Annotated in this window: 14 protein-coding genes; 9 read left to right on the forward strand and 5 right to left on the reverse strand. The window is 61.8% G+C overall.

Features of this window, described 5'->3' with window-relative positions:
• A complete protein-coding gene (locus JFV30_RS06445) occupies positions 1-960 on the forward strand; it encodes a DMT family transporter (protein WP_201122542.1) in 960 nt (319 codons plus the stop codon).
• Here the strand turns inward: JFV30_RS06445 and JFV30_RS06450 are convergent.
• Entirely contained in the window at positions 954-2,342 is a 1,389-nt protein-coding gene (locus tag JFV30_RS06450; protein WP_201122544.1) for a class II fumarate hydratase, read from the reverse strand. The genes JFV30_RS06445 and JFV30_RS06450 overlap by 7 nt on opposite strands.
• 193 nt (positions 2,343-2,535) lie before the next feature.
• On the opposite strand from JFV30_RS06450, the gene JFV30_RS06455 reads away from it, so the two are divergent.
• The 7 genes from JFV30_RS06455 (at position 2,536) to JFV30_RS06485 (ending at position 10,405) form a co-directional block, all read left to right on the forward strand.
• Complete coding sequence (locus tag JFV30_RS06455) at positions 2,536-3,054, forward strand: DUF2059 domain-containing protein (protein WP_003216742.1); 519 nt, start codon at positions 2,536-2,538, stop codon at positions 3,052-3,054.
• A 6-nt stretch (positions 3,055-3,060) separates the two neighbouring features.
• A complete protein-coding gene (locus tag JFV30_RS06460) occupies positions 3,061-3,354 on the forward strand; it encodes a BolA family protein (RefSeq protein WP_003216739.1) in 294 nt (97 codons plus the stop codon).
• A gap of 275 nt (positions 3,355-3,629) precedes the next feature.
• Complete coding sequence (trhO, locus tag JFV30_RS06465; RefSeq protein WP_010176008.1) at positions 3,630-4,574, forward strand: oxygen-dependent tRNA uridine(34) hydroxylase TrhO; 945 nt, start codon at positions 3,630-3,632, stop codon at positions 4,572-4,574.
• Between the two features lie 3 nt (positions 4,575-4,577).
• Complete coding sequence (locus JFV30_RS06470; RefSeq protein WP_201122546.1) at positions 4,578-5,213, forward strand: DsbA family protein; 636 nt, start codon at positions 4,578-4,580, stop codon at positions 5,211-5,213.
• Positions 5,206-7,026 (forward strand): ATP-binding cassette domain-containing protein, encoded by a 1,821-nt coding sequence (locus JFV30_RS06475; protein ID WP_201122548.1) that lies wholly within the window; start codon positions 5,206-5,208, stop codon positions 7,024-7,026. The genes JFV30_RS06470 and JFV30_RS06475 overlap by 8 nt, the downstream gene beginning before the upstream one ends.
• Positions 7,027-7,101: 75 nt before the next feature.
• On the forward strand, positions 7,102-9,564 hold the full coding sequence (locus JFV30_RS06480; protein ID WP_201122550.1) for an EAL domain-containing protein: 2,463 nt from the start codon (positions 7,102-7,104) through the stop codon (positions 9,562-9,564).
• Positions 9,565-9,643: 79 nt separating this feature from the next.
• The gene (locus JFV30_RS06485) at positions 9,644-10,405 is read left to right on the forward strand and encodes a TenA family transcriptional regulator (RefSeq protein WP_207201849.1); all 762 of its coding nucleotides are present in this window, start codon (positions 9,644-9,646) and stop codon (positions 10,403-10,405) included.
• Between the two features lie 36 nt (positions 10,406-10,441).
• On the opposite strand, the gene JFV30_RS06490 is transcribed toward JFV30_RS06485, so the two are convergent.
• From JFV30_RS06490 to JFV30_RS06505, 4 genes are all read right to left on the reverse strand, one after another.
• The gene (locus tag JFV30_RS06490) at positions 10,442-11,368 is read right to left on the reverse strand and encodes a GGDEF domain-containing protein (protein WP_201122553.1); all 927 of its coding nucleotides are present in this window, start codon (positions 11,366-11,368) and stop codon (positions 10,442-10,444) included.
• 169 nt (positions 11,369-11,537) lie between these two features.
• Positions 11,538-12,812 carry an MFS transporter gene (locus JFV30_RS06495; protein ID WP_010175996.1) on the reverse strand — a complete coding sequence of 425 codons (1,275 nt, stop codon included), beginning with the start codon at positions 12,810-12,812 and terminating at the stop codon, positions 11,538-11,540.
• Between the two features lie 186 nt (positions 12,813-12,998).
• Complete coding sequence (locus JFV30_RS06500; protein WP_201122555.1) at positions 12,999-14,153, reverse strand: acyl-CoA dehydrogenase family protein; 1,155 nt, start codon at positions 14,151-14,153, stop codon at positions 12,999-13,001.
• A gap of 69 nt (positions 14,154-14,222) precedes the next feature.
• Positions 14,223-15,080, reverse strand: coding sequence for an IclR family transcriptional regulator (locus tag JFV30_RS06505; RefSeq protein WP_169387546.1), 858 nt, complete (start codon positions 15,078-15,080; stop codon positions 14,223-14,225).
• A 263-nt stretch (positions 15,081-15,343) separates the two neighbouring features.
• On the opposite strand from JFV30_RS06505, the gene JFV30_RS06510 reads away from it, so the two are divergent.
• On the forward strand, positions 15,344-16,129 hold the full coding sequence (locus JFV30_RS06510; protein ID WP_010175990.1) for an enoyl-CoA hydratase: 786 nt from the start codon (positions 15,344-15,346) through the stop codon (positions 16,127-16,129).

Here is a 16,129-nt window from a genome sequence, read left to right on the forward strand (position 1 = left end):
ATGCACATCTCATCGGGCCGCTGGGTCTACGGTTTATCCCTGGCCCTGCTGACCGCGCTGCTCTGGGGCATTCTGCCGATCAAACTCAAACAGGTATTGCAGGTGATGGACCCGGTCACCGTCACCTGGTTTCGCCTGGTGGTCTCCGGCAGTTGCCTGTTCGTCTACCTCACCGCCGTCCGGCGCTTGCCCGATTGGCGCGCCCTCGGGCCCAAAGGCGGCTGGCTGGTGGCAATCGCCGTGTGCGGCCTGATGGGCAACTACGTGCTCTACCTGGTCGGGCTGAAGCTGCTAAGCCCCGGCACCGCGCAGTTGGTGGTGCAGGTGGGCCCGATCTTCCTGATGATCGCCAGCGTCTTCGTCTTCAAGGAACGCTTCAGCCTGGGCCAGGGTGTGGGCCTGCTCATATTGATCACCGGCTTCGGCCTGTTCTTCAACCAGCGCCTGACCGAACTGCTGACCTCCCTGGGCGCCTACACCGCCGGGGTGCTCACCATCCTGCTGGCCACCACCGTCTGGACCTTCTACGCCCTGGGCCAAAAGCAGTTGCTGACCGTGTGGAATTCGGTGCAGGTGATGATGGTGATCTACCTGTCCTGCGCGCTCTTGCTGACACCCTGGGCGCACCCGTTGGAAGCGCTGCAACTGAGTCCGGTACAAGGCTGGCTGTTGGTCGCCTGCTGCTTCAACACCCTGGTTGCCTACGGCGCATTCGCTGAAGCCCTGGCCCACTGGGAAGCCTCGCGGGTCAGCGCCACCCTGGCGATGACGCCGTTGGTGACCTTCGTCGCGGTCGCCGTGGCTGCGTGGATGTGGCCCGATTACGTGCACGCCGAAGACATCAATGCCCTCGGCTACGGCGGGGCCGTGTTGGTGGTGTTGGGGTCTGCGACGGTGGCGCTGGCGCCGTCGTTGTTCGCCGGGCTCAGGGCCCGGCGTGCACGGTTAGCGTCTCAATGACCGGCTTCCAGCATGTTTTCCGGGCGCACCCACTGGTCGAACTCTTCATCCGTGAGGTAACCCAGTTTGAGCGCCGCTTCCCGTAGGGTCAGCCCCTCGGCATAGGCCTTCTTGGCAATCTCGGCCGACTTGTCGTAGCCGATGTGCGGGTTCAACGCGGTCACCAGCATCAGGCCGCGCTCAAGGTGCGCAGCCATTTGCTCGGCGTCCGGCTCCAGTCCGGCGATGCAATGCTCCTGGAAGTTGCTGCAACCATCGGCCAGCAGGCGGATCGACTCCAGCAGGTTGTGGATGATCACCGGCTTGTACACGTTCAACTGCAAATGCCCCTGGCTCGCCGCGAAGCCGATGGTCACGTCGTTGCCCAGCACTTGGCAGGCCAGCATCGACAGCGCTTCGCACTGGGTCGGGTTGACCTTGCCCGGCATGATCGAACTGCCCGGTTCATTTGCCGGCAGCTTGACCTCTGCCAGCCCGGCCCGCGGCCCGGAGCCCAGCAGGCGCAGGTCGTTGGCGATTTTCATCAGGGCCACGGCGAGGGTTTTCAGGGCGCCGTGCAAGGTGGTCAAGGGCTCATGGCCCGACAGCGCGGCAAATTTGTTCGGCGCAGTGACAAATGGCAGGCCGGACAGCGCTGCCAACTCGGAGGCGATCGCTTCGCCAAAACCGTGGGGCGAATTGAGCCCGGTGCCCACCGCAGTACCGCCCTGGGCCAGTTCACACACAGCGGGCAGGGCGCTGCGGATCGCGCGTTCGGCGTAATCCAGTTGCGCTATAAAAGCCGACACTTCCTGGCCGAAAGTGATCGGCGTGGCGTCCATCATGTGGGTGCGGCCGGTTTTCACCAGCTTCATGTGCCGCGCCGACAGTTCCGCCAGGCCGCCGGACAGTTCACGGATGGCCGGCAACAGCTTCTCGGTGACGGCCTGCACGGTGGCGATGCTCATGGCCGTGGGGAAGCAGTCGTTGGAGCTTTGGGAGCGGTTCACGTGATCGTTGGGATGCACCGGGCTCTTGCCGCCACGGGCCTTGCCCGACAGTTCGTTGGCACGGCCGGCGATCACTTCGTTGGCGTTCATGTTGCTCTGGGTGCCGCTGCCGGTCTGCCACACAACAAGCGGGAACTGGTCGTCGTGCTTTCCGTCGAGCACCTCGTCGGCGGCCTGTTCGATCAGCCGGGCGATGTCGGCGGGGAGGTCGCCATTGCGGTCGTTGACCCGGGCCGCGGCCTTTTTGATCAGGGCCAGGGCGTGCAACACGGCGAGGGGCATGCGTTGGTCGCCGATGGCGAAGTTCACCAGCGAGCGTTGGGTCTGGGCGCCCCAGTAAGCGTCATCCGGGACTTGCACTTCTCCCAGGCTGTCGGTTTCGATACGGCTCATCGGGCACACTCCTTCAGGTTCGTTTGCGCAGTTTAGGCCTTGATCGTCCCTGGGGGTTCCCTTAAAAGACTTTTCATCGGATTAAGCCCCGCAAAACCAGGCCCCATAAGGCGTGGGGTTGAGCCGCGGCGTTTTTTAGGCGCAGAATGGGCGCCCTTGGGGTCTTACCTCGCCTGCTAGAAAAGGAAACTCGATGACTCGTCTTCGTGCCATCTGTACCGCGGTTGCTCTGGTATGTGCCAGCGGCCAGGTTTTTGCCGATACCGCCAGCCACAACGCCAGTGCCGAAGCCTTCCTTACCCTGGCCCATGCCGACAAGCTGGGTACCCCGGTGTACATGCAAGTGCAGCAAATGTTCGCCCAGCGTTTCGAGCAGACCAAGGCGCCGGCTTCCAAGCAAACCGTCCTGGACACCTACCAGGCCAAGGCCAACACCGCCCTGGACCAGGCCATCGGCTGGAACAAGCTCAAGCCGGACATGATCAAGCTCTACACCGACAATTTCAGCGAATCCGAGCTCAAGGACCTGGTTGCGTTCTACCAGTCGCCGCTGGGCAAGAAAGTCCTGGAAAAAATGCCGCAACTGACTCAGCAATCGGCCCAGATGACCCAGGCCAAGCTGGAAAGCGCGGTACCGGTGGTGAACAAGCTGCTGGAAGACATGACCAACGAGCTGACGCCAAAAGCCCCGGCCCCGGCCAAGAAGAAGTAAACAGGAATGACCATGCAACAGCGTATCGAATCGGCACTCGTCGCCCTGAGCCCGGAACACTTGAGCGTGCTGGATGAAAGCCATATGCACAGCCGTGGGTTGCAGACCCACTTCAAGGCGGTGCTGGTCAGCCAGCAGTTCGAGGGGCTCAATCGCGTCAAGCGCCACCAGAAGGTCTACGCCACCCTGGGTGACCTGATGAGCGAATTCCATGCGTTGGCGCTGCATACCTACACGCCTGAAGAATGGGCGAAAATCGACGCAGCCCCGGCCTCGCCGACCTGCGCCGGCGGTCACTGACACTGTGGCACATTGGCTTGATGTGGCGAGGGAGCTTGCTCCCGCTGGGCTGCGTAGCAGCCCTTCTGCCACTCACCGCGATCTTACGGAAAGGTTGCAACTGCCTTGTTGGGGCCGCTTTGCAGCCCAGCGGGAGCAAGCTCCCTCGCCACAGTAAAGAGGCGGTCCATAATCGTCGCCATTTTTGTTAGAATCCGCAACGCGCCGCTCAGTCGGCGCGTTTTTTTTGCATCCGGTTCACCCCTTACGAGGGTAGCCACCTGGAGAGAACATCCATGACCCAACCGATTGTCGTGGCGGCACTGTATAAGTTCGTCACCCTCGAAGATTACGTCGCCCTGCGCGAGCCACTGCTGCAGGCGATGGTCGACAACGGCATCAAAGGCACCTTGCTGATCGCCGAAGAAGGCATCAACGGCACCGTTTCCGGCAGCCGCGAAGGCATTGATGGCCTGATGGCCTGGCTCAAGAACGACCCGCGCATGGACGACATCGACCACAAAGAGTCGTACTGCGACGAGCAGCCGTTCTACCGCACCAAGGTCAAGCTCAAGAAAGAGATCGTGACCCTGGGCGTCGAAGGCGTCGACCCCAACAAGAAAGTCGGCACCTACGTGAACCCGCAGGACTGGAATGCGCTGATCAGCGACCCTGAAGTGCTGCTGATCGATACCCGCAACGACTACGAAGTGTCCATCGGCACCTTTGAAGGCGCGATCGACCCGAAGACCACCAGCTTCCGCGAATTTCCCGACTACATCAAAGCCAATTTCGACCCGGCCAAACACAAGAAAGTCGCCATGTTCTGCACCGGCGGCATTCGTTGCGAGAAAGCCTCGAGCTATATGCTCAGCGAGGGTTTCGACGAGGTGTATCACCTCAAGGGCGGCATCCTGAAGTACCTCGAAGAGGTGCCGCAGGAAGAAACCAAGTGGCAGGGCGACTGCTTTGTGTTCGACAATCGCGTGACCGTGCGCCACGACTTGAGCGAAGGCGACTACGATCAATGTCATGCCTGCCGCACACCGGTCAGCGTCGAAGACCGTGCATCCGAACACTACGTGGCTGGCATCAGTTGCCCGCATTGCTGGGATAAGCTTTCCGAGAAGACCCGTCGCAGTGCGATCGACCGGCAGAAGCAGATTGAACTGGCCAAGGCCCGCAATATGCCGCACCCGATTGGCTACAACTACAAGCAATCCCCATCCTCCGAGGCCTGAGCCATGTCCGCGCGCCTGCTCTATGTAATGGATCCGATGTGTTCCTGGTGCTGGGGTTTCGCCCCGGTGGCCAAGGCGCTGGTTGAGCAGGCCCAGGCCGCAGGCGTGGAGCTGCACCTGGTGGTGGGCGGCTTGCGCACCGGCAGCGGCGCGGCGCTGGAGCCGACCACTCGGCGCTACATTCTGGAGCATTGGCAGGCGGTGACCGACGCCACCGGCCAGCCGTTCAAGGTTGAAGGCGCGTTGCCAGACGGTTTTGTGTACGACACCGAGCCGGCTTGCCGCGCCGTGGTCACCGCCCGCAGCCTGGCACCGGATTGCGCGTGGAAACTGCTGGGTCTGATCCAGCAGGCGTTCTACGTCGAGGGTCGCGACGTGACCCGCGCCGACGTGCTGGTGGAGCTGGCCGAGACGGCCGGTGTGCCGCGTATCGAATTCGCCGAAGCCTTCGACCGGGCCGACCAGCATGCGGCCACCGCGGCGGATTTCACCTGGGTCCAGGATTTGGGCATCGCCGGTTTCCCGACCTTGCTGGCTGAGCGCAACGGGCAACTGGCGCTCCTTACCAACGGCTATCAGCCGCTGTCCGAGTTGGCGCCGCTGTTGAGTCGCTGGCTGGAGCGAGCTGCCTGTGCATGATCAGCCTGATCCCATCGAACAGCCGAAGCGCGTCGACCGGTTGACCTGGGCGGAAGTCCGCCGCCTGGCCCTGCGTCACAAGAAATCCCTGTGGATCGCCAACGGCGTTGCCGTGTTGGCGACCCTGTGCAGCGTGCCGATTCCGTTGCTGTTGCCGTTGCTGGTGGACGAAGTGCTGCTGGGCCACGGCGACGCGGCGCTGAAAGTCATGAACCACGCGCTGCCCCTGGGTTGGCAGAAGGCCGCCGGTTATATCGGCCTGATGCTGCTGGTGACCTTGCTCCTGCGTTGCGGCGCGCTGGTGTTCAACGTGTTGCAGGCGCGGTTGTTTGCGCGGCTGGCCAAGGACATCGTGTATCGCATTCGTGTGCGGCTGATCGAGCGGCTCAAGCGCATTTCCCTCAGCGAATATGAAAGCCTGGGCAGCGGCACGGTGACCACGCACCTGGTGACCGACCTGGACACGGTGGACAAATTCGTCGGCGAGACCCTCAGCCGTTTCCTGGTGGCGATGCTGACACTGGTGGGCACCTCCGGCATCCTGATGTGGATGCACTGGAAGCTGGCGCTGTTGATCCTGCTGTTCAACCCGCTGGTGATCTACGCCACCGTGCAGTTGGGCAAGCGGGTCAAGCACCTGAAGAAGCTGGAAAACGACAGCACGTCGCGGTTTACCCAGGCCCTCACCGAAACCCTTGATGCGATCCAGGAAGTGCGCGCCGGCAACCGCCAGGGCTTTTTCCTCGGGCGCCTGGGCCAGCGCGCCCAGGAAGTGCGGGACTTTGCGGTCAATTCCCAGTGGAAAAGCGACGCCTCCAGCCGTGCCAGTGGCTTGCTGTTCCAGTTCGGTATCGACATCTTCCGTGCGGCAGCGATGCTGACGGTATTGTTTTCCGACCTGTCCATCGGCCAGATGCTCGCGGTGTTCAGTTACCTGTGGTTCATGATCAGCCCGGTGGAACAACTGCTGAACCTGCAATATGCCTACTACGCGGCGGGCGGGGCGCTGACGCGGATCAACGAACTGCTGGCCCGCGCCGACGAGCCGCAGTACGCCGGCGGTGCCGACCCGTTTACCGGGCGTGAGACCGTGGGCATCGAGGTGCGCGGCCTGAACTTCGGTTATGGCGAAGAGCTGGTGCTCGACCAGTTGAACCTGAACATTGCCCCGGGTGAAAAGGTCGCGATCGTCGGCGCCAGTGGTGGCGGCAAAAGTACCCTGGTGCAGCTGTTGCTGGGGTTGTATACGCCGCAGGCCGGCAGCATTCGTTTTGGCGGGCTGACCCAGCAGGAAATCGGCCTGGAGACGATTCGCGAGAATGTCTCCGTGGTGCTGCAACACCCGGCACTGTTCAACGACACGGTGCGCGCCAACCTGACCATGGGCCGCGAACGCAGCGACCAGGCCTGCTGGCAGGCGCTGGAGATTGCCCAGCTGGATGCGACCGTCAAGGCACTGCCACTGGGCCTGGACAGCGTGGTCGGGCGCTCCGGCGTGCGCTTCTCCGGTGGGCAACGTCAGCGCCTGGCCATTGCACGGATGGTGCTGGCGGAGCCGAAAGTGGTAATACTCGACGAAGCGACCTCGGCGCTCGATGCGGCGACTGAATACAACCTGCATCAGGCGCTGGCACGGTTTCTCAGTGGCCGTACCACCTTGATCATCGCCCACAGGCTGTCGGCGGTGAAACAGGCGGATCGGGTGTTGGTGTTTGATAGCGGGCATATTGCCGAAGATGGCGACCATCAGCAGTTGATTGCCGACGGTGGCTTGTACGCCAAACTTTACGGACACTTGCAACAAGTGCGGTGATTTAGCCTACGCTGAGCTATCAGGAGCGGTTTTCACTCGCGTGCGTATTTTAGTTGTGCATGTGCAAGGGACCTCATGAAGCAAAAGCAGACTCTCGGAACCCCTCGGTTATTGGGCATCGTCTGGCCTTTTATAGCCGTCGTACTGTTCCAGGCATTGTTAGGCTGCGTCAGTCTCTACGTGCTCTCGGCGGTGCGCGGCTATGTGGCGGGCGAAAGCCTGTGGTCCAAGGGCCAGAAAGACGCGATCTTCTACCTGACGCTGTACGCCGACAACCGCAACGAAGCCACCTTCCTCAAATACCAGAACGCGATTGCCGTGCCCCAGGGCGGGCACGAACTGCGGGTGGCCCTCGATCGCCCGACCCCGGACCTGACCGCCGCGCGCCTGGGCATTCTGAAGGGCGGCAACCACCGTGACGACGTTTCCAGCCTGATCTGGCTGTACCTCAACTTTCGCCATTTCAGTTACCTGGAAAAAGCCATCGAGCTGTGGACCGTGGGCGATGGCTACCTGGTGCAACTGGACGACCTGGCCCAGGAGATGCACCGCGCGATCCTGGCCAATCAGGTCAGCAGCGCCGACGTACAGGGCTGGAAGGAGCGGATTTTTGCGATCAATGACGGCGTGACGCCGGCGGCCAAAGCCTTCAGTGATGCCTTGGGCGAGGGCTCGCGGATGATCCTGCGCCTGCTGCTGGTGACCAACCTGGCCACGGCGCTGGGCCTGATCATGTTGGCGTTGCTGCGCACCCACAAACTGCTGGCCCAGCGGCATGCATTTGCCGACGCATTGCAGTTGGAGAAGGAGCGGGCGCAGATCACCCTGGAGTCGATTGGCGATGGGGTGATCACCACCGACGTCGATGGCGCCATCGCCTATATGAACCCGGCCGCCGAAGCGCTGACCCACTGGAAAGCCGCCCAGGCCCAGGGGTTGCCGCTGGCGGCGCTGTTCAACCTGCTGGACGAGAATGCCCAGGCCGACGGCTTTACCCTGATCGAACGTATCCTGGGCGGCCAGCTCGGCGGCGGCAGCGAGCATTCAAAGCTGATCCAGCGCCTGGACGGCACCACCGTGTCGGTCACCCTGGTGGGCGCGCCGATCCGCAGTGCCGGCAAAGTCGTCGGCGCAGTGCTGGTGCTGCACGACATGACCCAGGAACGCCAGTACATCGCCAATCTGTCCTGGCAGGCGACCCACGATGCCTTGACGGGCCTTGCCAACCGGCGCGAGTTCGAGTTCCGCCTGGAGCAGGTGCTGCATAACGTCGGGCGCCAGCAATCCGGGCGCCACGCCTTGATGTTCCTTGATCTGGACCAGTTCAAACTGGTCAACGACACCTGCGGGCACGCCGCCGGGGATGAGCTGTTGCGGCATATCTGCGCACTGTTGCAGTCCGACCTGCGGGAAGGCGACACCCTGGCCCGGTTGGGCGGCGACGAGTTCGGCATCCTGCTGGAGAACTGCCCGGCGCCGGTGGCGGAAAAGATCGCCGAAAGCCTGCGCCATACTGTGCAGAGCCTGCACTTTGTGTGGAAGGGCCGGCCGTTTGTCACCACCGTGAGTATCGGCCTGGTGCACATCACCCAAGCCCCGACCACTTTGGAAACGTCCCTGCGTGCCGCCGACATGGCGTGCTACATGGCCAAGGAAAAGGGCCGCAACCGCGTGCAGGTGTATCACGCCGATGACTCGGAATTGTCCCTGCGCTTTGGCGAGATGGCCTGGGTGCAGCGCCTGCACATGGCCCTGGAAGAGAACCGTTTTTGCCTGTACGCCCAGGAAATCGCGCCCCTGGGGCACACCGAACATGGCGACGGGCACATCGAAATCCTGCTGCGCCTGCATGACGAGGCGGGGCGGATCATCCTGCCGAACAGCTTTATTCCGGCGGCCGAACGTTACGGGTTGATGACCTCCCTGGACCGCTGGGTGGTGGAGAACGTGTTCAAGATCATCGCGGGCTGCATGCGTGAGCGCCCGGGCCGGCCCATGGCCATGTGTGCGATCAATCTGTCAGGCATTACCATCGGCGATGAAGACTTTCTCGGGTTTTTGCGTGATCAATTCAGCGCCTATGGCATCCCGCCAGAAATGATTTGTTTTGAAATTACAGAAACCAGCGCTATCGCGAATTTGGGCAGTGCAATTCGTTTTATTAACGAGCTCAAAGAGTTAGGGTGCTATTTCTCCCTGGATGACTTCTGCGCCGGGATGTCCTCGTTCGCCTATCTTAAACATTTACCTGTAGACTTCTTGAAGATCGATGGAAGTTTCGTAAAGGATATGCTGGACGACCCGATTAACCGCGCTATGGTCGAAGTGATCAATCACATCGGCCATGTCATGGGTAAGCGCACAATTGCCGAATTTGTCGAGACACCCCAGATCGAACAAGCGTTGCTTGAGATCGGGGTCGACTACGCTCAGGGATACCTGATCGAGCGTCCGCAGTTGTTTACCTTTGATAGTTTGCAGTGTCGACCTGTGCGACCGCAGCCTCTGTTATTCAAGGCGCCTGGCACGTTCCGATGAAACATTTGCTGGTCTGTACATATCACAAATCAAAAGGAGCCCGACAGTGATCGACACATTCAACAGAACCGGCCCGCTTATGGAAGCCTCAAGTTACCCCGCCTGGGCGCAGCAACTGATCCAGGCCTGTAGCGAGAGCAAGCGCCGCGTTGTCGAACACGAACTGTACCAGCGCATGCGCGATAACAAGCTCAGCGCCAAGACTATGCGCCACTACCTGATTGGTGGTTGGCCAGTGGTGGAACAGTTTGCGTTGTACATGGCACAGAACCTCACCAAGACCAAATTTGCCCGCCATCCTGGGGAGGACATGGCGCGCCGCTGGCTGATGCGCAATATTCGCGTGGAACTCAACCATGCCGACTATTGGGTGCATTGGGCCCGGGCCCATGGCGTCAGCCTCGAAGAGTTGCAGGCACAGGAAGTGCCGCCGGAGCTGCACGCACTGAGCCATTGGTGCTGGCACACCAGCTCGGCCGATTCGCTGATTGTTGCGATTGCCGCCACCAACTACGCCATCGAGGGGGCCACTGGGGAGTGGTCCGCCGTGGTGTGTTCGACCGGCGTGTATGCCGCGGCATTCCCTGAGGAAGACCGCAAGCGCGCCATGAAGTGGCTGAAGATGCATGCCCAGTACGATGACGCCCACCCGTGGGAAGCGCTGGAAATCATCTGCACCCTGGCCGGCATGAACCCGACCAAGGAACTGCAGGTTGAGCTGCGCCAGGCGGTGTGCAAGAGCTACGACTACATGTACCTGTTCCTGGAACGCTGCATGCAGTTGGAAAAGTCGGCGACCAGCACCCGCAAACAACCGGAACTGGTTGCCAGCGAGGCATAAACAGCGGGATGGCGGGGCCGCTGTGAAGTAAAGCGGTTACCCCGCCATTGCCAGGCGATTGCGGCCTTCACGCTTGGCCACATACAAGGCATTGTCCGCCCGGCGCAACAGGCTCTCGGCGGACTCTCCCGCCAGCAAGGTCGAGCAACCCAGGCTCACCGTCAATTCGATACGTTCCTCATCCGCCCAGTAATCCTGGGCCTGTGCCGCCTGGCGCAGGCGCTCACCGACCATCGACGCCGCATCCCGGCCGGTGTTGGACAGCAGGATCAAAAACTCTTCCCCGCCAAACCGAAACACCATGTCCACATTGCGCAGCTGGTTCTTGATCGAGGCGGCGACCGCTTTCAGCACCTTGTCGCCCGTGGCGTGACCGTGGGTGTCGTTGATGTGCTTGAAGTGGTCGATGTCCAGCATCAACAGGGACAGCGGCTGCAGGTGCCGGCGGGCCATGTCGATTTCCCGTTGCAGGGTCTGGTCCATGGCGATGCGGTTGCCGGTTTCGGTCAGCGGGTCGCGCAGGGCGCTGCGGGTTGCCGCGCGGTAGAGCAGGGCGTTGCGCATCGGGTAGAGCAGGGTGGCCAGCAATGATTCCAGGTTGGCCAGCTCGTCATCGACGAAGCGCTGGTTGCGCCGAAACACCAGTTCACCGAGGTGCTCGCCGTCGTGGCTGAGGGCATAGCTCACCGAATGGTGACCGCGATGGCCATATTCCAGGCGCAGGTCGCTGGCTTCGTGACGGTATTGCAGGGCGTCCAGCGGTACCAGGCGTTGGATTTCGCGGAAGAACAACGCAAGGATGTGCTCCGGCTCCAGGCTGGTTTGCAACTGCATGCCCAATTGGTGGCGAAGTTGGGCAACAGTGGCGGGGCGTCGCGGGAGTAAGGAAGGCTGACCAAAGCCCAGGCGTTGCAATTTGGCACTGTCGAAGTCAATTGCGTTGGTCTGGGTCGGTGTTTTCATAAGCGAATGAGCCTCTAAGCACAAAACTGTCTTACAGGCTGGGTGAGAGCGTCTTACTGTTCCTTCAGTTCCGTAGGACTGACGTACAGTCTAGCCCGGTTTGCTTGAGGGTATAACTGCCGCACGTCTTATAGCCGGGGCCGCGTTGCTGCGGGCCCCGGCATCGGGCTTATTGTTTTTGCGGGTCAAACTGCTTGTCGCGGATAAACAGCGCCGGAATCACCCCGCAGATGAAGTACGCACCGCCCATGACCAGGAACCCCACGCCGATCGAGCCATGGGACGCCAGGAAGCCAATGGCCGCCGGCGCCACTGCCGCGCCAATCCGGCCAATGTTGTAGGCCCCGCCCACCGCCGAACCGCGAAATTTCGCTTCGAAGCTTTCGGTCATGTAGGTCGCGTTCACACCGTAGGGAATGCCGTACAGGAAGCCGAACACAATCAGCATCCACAGGATGTTGTCCGGGCTCTGGAACAGCACGATCACCGGCAGGAAAATCGCCGTGCCCAGCGCGCCGACGGCGAACACCAGGCGCCGGCCGAGGCGGTCTGCCGCGAGCCCGGCGAGCACCTTGCCGAAAATCATCGCCGCGTAAGTGCCGACCATGTAGCTGGTCATCGACTTGAAGTTCATCCCCAACTCGCCTTCCAGGTAGGACGGCATCCAGTTGTTGACCCCGTAGTAGCCGAACTGCAGGAAGCCTGCGGTCAGCGCCCAGAGGATGAACATGCGGCTGGCTTTCGGGTCGCTGAAGATCAGCTTGAACATGCCGTCGGGCTTCTTCGCCGAGACGCGCTTGATGCCTTCGGCCTTTTCCCGGGCGCGTTCGGCCTGGGCCTTGAGCCAGGCTTGCGGCTCCGGCACCAGGCGCTGCATGAGTACGGCGAGGATCACCGGGATGATCGCCACGTAGAACAGCCAGCGCCAGCCGTGGTTGGGCAGGATCCAGCCGGCGAGCAGGGTGGCGACGATGTAGCCCACTGACCAACCGGCCTGCAGGGTGCCGAGCACGGTGGTGCGATAGCGGGTCGGCACGTATTCGGCCATCAGCGTGTTGCACGCGACGTACAGCGCGCCCAGCCCCAGGGAGGCGAAGAAGCGCGTGCTCGCGAACTGCCAATAGCTGTGGGTCATGCCCAGGATCGCTGTGCCGGCAGAGAACAGCACGATGCTCCAGACCACGGTTTTCACCCGGCCAAATCGGTCACAGGCCCAGCCGCCGTAAATCCCGCCGATGGCCATGCCGGCCAGGGTGAAACTGCCCAGGCTGCCGGCTTCGACGCTGGTCAGGCCGAACTCGGCCTTGAGGCTGCTGAGGCTGTAGGACAGCAGCATCAAATCTGCACCATCGATCAGCAGGCCGAGGAAGCAGAAGATGAAAACAATGATCCACAGGTTGTTTTTCGCGGGCGACAACGCGCCCGCCGAAGCGGCGACTTCCATAGCGATACCTTGTTGTAGTTGTTAGGGCACAAGTTATGGGTGTTGCGGTCATGCGGTTGGAACACGATCAAAATGTGGGAGCGGGCTTGCTCGCGAATACGGTGTGTCAGTTAATGCATCCGGTGGCTGATGTACCGCATTCGCGAGCAAGCCCGCTCCCACATTAGTTCGGTGTTGTTCCCGGGGTTAGTGCTTGGCCTCGCGAATCATGTTGCGGGCGATCACCAATTGCTGGATCTGCGTGGTGCCTTCGTACAGCCGGAACAAGCGCACATCGCGATAAAACCGCTCGATGGCGTACTCGCTCACATACCCGGCACCGCCATGAATCTGCACGCAACGGTCGGCCACGCGGCCGCACATCTCCGTGGCGAACATCTTCGAGCAGGACGCTTCGGTGCCGATGTTCAGGCCTTCGTCACGCTTGCGCGCAGCGTCCACCACCATGCAGCGGGCGGCGTAGATTTCGGCCTTGCTGTCGGCGAGCATCGCCTGAATCAGTTGAAACTCGGCAATCGGCTGGCCGAACTGCTTGCGTTCCAGGGCGTACAGCAAGGCATCGTTGAGCATGCGCTCGGCGGCCCCGACGCTGACGGCGGCAATGTGCAGGCGGCCCTTGTCGAGCACCTTCATTGCCGTCTTGAAGCCCACGCCTTCGACGCCACCGATCAACTGGTCTGCCGGCACGCGCACGTTGTCGAAAATCACGTCGCAGGTGTGGGCGCCTTTCTGGCCCATCTTGTGGTCGCGCTTGCCCAGGGACAGGCCCGGCGTATGACGCTCGACGATGAATGCACTGATGCCGGCCGAGCCCTTGATGTCCGGGTTGGTGCGGGCCATCACCGTGTAGATCCCGGCGTGGGGTGCGTTGGTGATAAAACGTTTGGTGCCGTTGATGACGTAGTGATCACCGTCGCGAACGGCGGTGGTTTTCAGCGAGGCGGCGTCGGAGCCGGAGTCCGGTTCGGTCAGGCAGAACGAGCTGAGCAGTTCGCCGCTGGCCAGCTTCGGCAGGTAGTGCTGCTTCTGCGCCTCGGTGCCGTCCAGCAGGATGCCGATGGAGCCGATGCCGTTGTTGGTGCCGAAGTAGGAGCGGAATGCCGGCGAGGTGCGCCCCAGCTCAAAGGCCACGTTGACCTCTTCTTCCATGGTCAGCCCGAGGCCGCCGTAGGCTTCGGGCAGGGTCAGGCCGAACAGGCCCAGCTCGCGGAACTGGCTGACGATATCCGCCGGGACGTCATCGGTCTCGGCCAGCTCGTTTTCCCGTGGGATCAGCGCTTCGTTGACAAACTGCTGCAGGGTTTCCAGCAACAGGTGCAGCGTTTCGGCGTCTCGGATCATGTGCATTCCTCAGCGGCCCGTTCAGCGGGCCTGTTGTCGTCAATCTGCCGAGGCCCTGCACCGATCTGTCTAGCGGGTGGCGGCCTCGATGTTGTTCACCATGTGCTTGAGACGGGGCCCGATGTCGTCCTCGAGTTTCTCCCGGGAAAGGTGAAAACTCGGTCCGCCACAGTTGAACGTCAGCAGCCCATGTTGTGCATGCAGCAGCGGTACGGCGATGGCGTTTACATCGCGGTGCCACTCACCGATCGACATGCAGTAGCCGAAATCGGTGTAATCCCGGAAGGCACGCTCCAGGCCCTTCCTGATGCCCGGCCAGTCCTCCAGATGACGCTGGCGGATGTGGTCGAGGATAAATTCCCGCTCGTTTTCCGGCATCGCTGCCAGGCAGGCGCGGCCTGCGGAACTCAAGTGCAACGGCAACCGCGTACCGACCTGGCGGCGCATGGTCATGTTGGCTTCACCCTGGACCACGTCCAGGTACACCATGTCCAGGCGGTCCCGCGTGGCCATCGCCACTGCGGCCTGGGCGTACTTGGCCATCGTCTCCATCAGTGGATGAGCCACGGCCCGCACCGACAGGTTCGACAGCATGGCGTAACCGAACGCCATCACCCCTACATCCAGCTGATACCGGCCCGACTGCGGCAGGTGCTTGAGATAGCCCAAGCGGGTCAGCGTGTGGGTCATCCGCGTAATCGTCGGCTTTGGCAGCCCGGTCTTGCGCGCCAGCTCCTGGTTACCCAGCACGCTTTCGCTGGGGGTGAAGCAGCGCAGCAGTTCCAGGCCTCGGGCCAGGGCGGTGACGAACTGGCGGTCCTTGTCTTCCTCCTCGTCGGCGTTCATCGGGTCGAGCAGCAAGTGCTCGAACCCGTGGTTGCCGGCCGGTGTTTCGGGTGTGTTCGGGTCCAGGTTTCGACGGCGCATGTTAGTCCCCCTTTTTTTAGAAAATCAACAAAACAAAATTGTATTCCGCAGAGCGAAACTAAGCAACTTCGCGGGTGATTGTCTTTTTGTTTAATAAAAGCCGTCTAAACAAAGAGTTATAGCCCGATTTACCGGGCGCTCAGGTTTTTACGTTTACATCACGATGGGTCGGTCCTTATGATTATCGCTAAATACGGAATGTTGTTTCGCATAGCGAAACTGTCGATATCCGAACTAACAAGAACATTGCAGCAGGAGAATCTGTGGCCAGCCTCGACCAACCCGTAGTGCACCTCGACGTCCAGGACAATGGCGTCGCCGTGGTACGCATCCACCGCCCCGAAGTGAAAAACGCCTTGAACGCCCAGGTCCGCGAGGAGCTGGCCGAGCATTTTCGTGCCCTGGCCAAGCGCCGTGATGTGCGCGCCATCGTGCTCACCGGCGGCGATCAGTTCTTCGTGGCCGGTGCCGACATCAAGGAGTTCGCCAGTGCCAGCCCGATCGAGATGTATCGCCGGCACACCGAATACCTGTGGGAAGCCATCAGCCGCTGCCCGAAGCCGGTGATCGCCGCAGTGAATGGTTTTGCCCTGGGCGGCGGGTGTGAGCTGGCCATGCATTGCGACCTGATCGTCGCCGGGGAATCGGCGCGGTTCGCCCAGCCCGAGGTCAAGCTGGGCCTGATGCCGGGCGCCGGGGGCACCCAGCGCCTGGTGCGCGCCGTGGGCAAGTTCCAGGCCATGCGCATCGCGTTGACCGGCTGCATGGTCAAGGCGCCGGAAGCCCTGGCCATGGGCATGCTCAGCGAGGTGGTGGCGGATGACCAGACCATCCCCCGCGCCCTGGAGCTGGCGGCGCAGATTGCCGCCTTGCCGCCGCTGGCGGTGGAACAGATCAAGGAAGTGATGCTCGCCGGTGCCGACCTGCCGCTGGAAAGCGCGCTGGTGTTGGAGCGCAAGGCGTTTCAACTGCTGTTCGATTCGGCAGACCAGAAGGAGGGCGCCGCGGCGTTCTTCGAAAAACGCACCGCGAACTACCTGGGGGAATGA

Source organism: Pseudomonas sp. TH32, from assembly GCF_016650855.1.
Classification (GTDB): Bacteria; Pseudomonadota; Gammaproteobacteria; order Pseudomonadales; family Pseudomonadaceae; genus Aquipseudomonas.

Excerpts from the sequence above, each read along its gene's own strand:
- JFV30_RS06495 (WP_010175996.1), bottom strand. The coding sequence starts at position 12,812 with ATGGAAGTCGCCGCTTCGGCGGGCGCGTTGTCGCCCGCGAAAAACAAC.
- JFV30_RS06500 (WP_201122555.1), bottom strand. The coding sequence starts at position 14,153 with ATGATCCGAGACGCCGAAACGCTGCACCTGTTGCTGGAAACCCTGCAG.
- JFV30_RS06450 (WP_201122544.1), bottom strand. The coding sequence starts at position 2,342 with ATGAGCCGTATCGAAACCGACAGCCTGGGAGAAGTGCAAGTCCCGGAT.
- JFV30_RS06455 (WP_003216742.1), top strand. The coding sequence starts at position 2,536 with ATGACTCGTCTTCGTGCCATCTGTACCGCGGTTGCTCTGGTATGTGCC.
- JFV30_RS06460 (WP_003216739.1), top strand. The coding sequence starts at position 3,061 with ATGACCATGCAACAGCGTATCGAATCGGCACTCGTCGCCCTGAGCCCG.
- JFV30_RS06480 (WP_201122550.1), top strand. The coding sequence starts at position 7,102 with ATGAAGCAAAAGCAGACTCTCGGAACCCCTCGGTTATTGGGCATCGTC.
- JFV30_RS06470 (WP_201122546.1), top strand. The coding sequence starts at position 4,578 with ATGTCCGCGCGCCTGCTCTATGTAATGGATCCGATGTGTTCCTGGTGC.
- JFV30_RS06485 (WP_207201849.1), top strand. The coding sequence starts at position 9,644 with ATGGAAGCCTCAAGTTACCCCGCCTGGGCGCAGCAACTGATCCAGGCC.
- JFV30_RS06505 (WP_169387546.1), bottom strand. The coding sequence starts at position 15,080 with ATGCGCCGTCGAAACCTGGACCCGAACACACCCGAAACACCGGCCGGC.
- JFV30_RS06490 (WP_201122553.1), bottom strand. The coding sequence starts at position 11,368 with ATGAAAACACCGACCCAGACCAACGCAATTGACTTCGACAGTGCCAAA.
- JFV30_RS06445 (WP_201122542.1), top strand. The coding sequence starts at position 1 with ATGCACATCTCATCGGGCCGCTGGGTCTACGGTTTATCCCTGGCCCTG.
- trhO (WP_010176008.1), top strand. The coding sequence starts at position 3,630 with ATGACCCAACCGATTGTCGTGGCGGCACTGTATAAGTTCGTCACCCTC.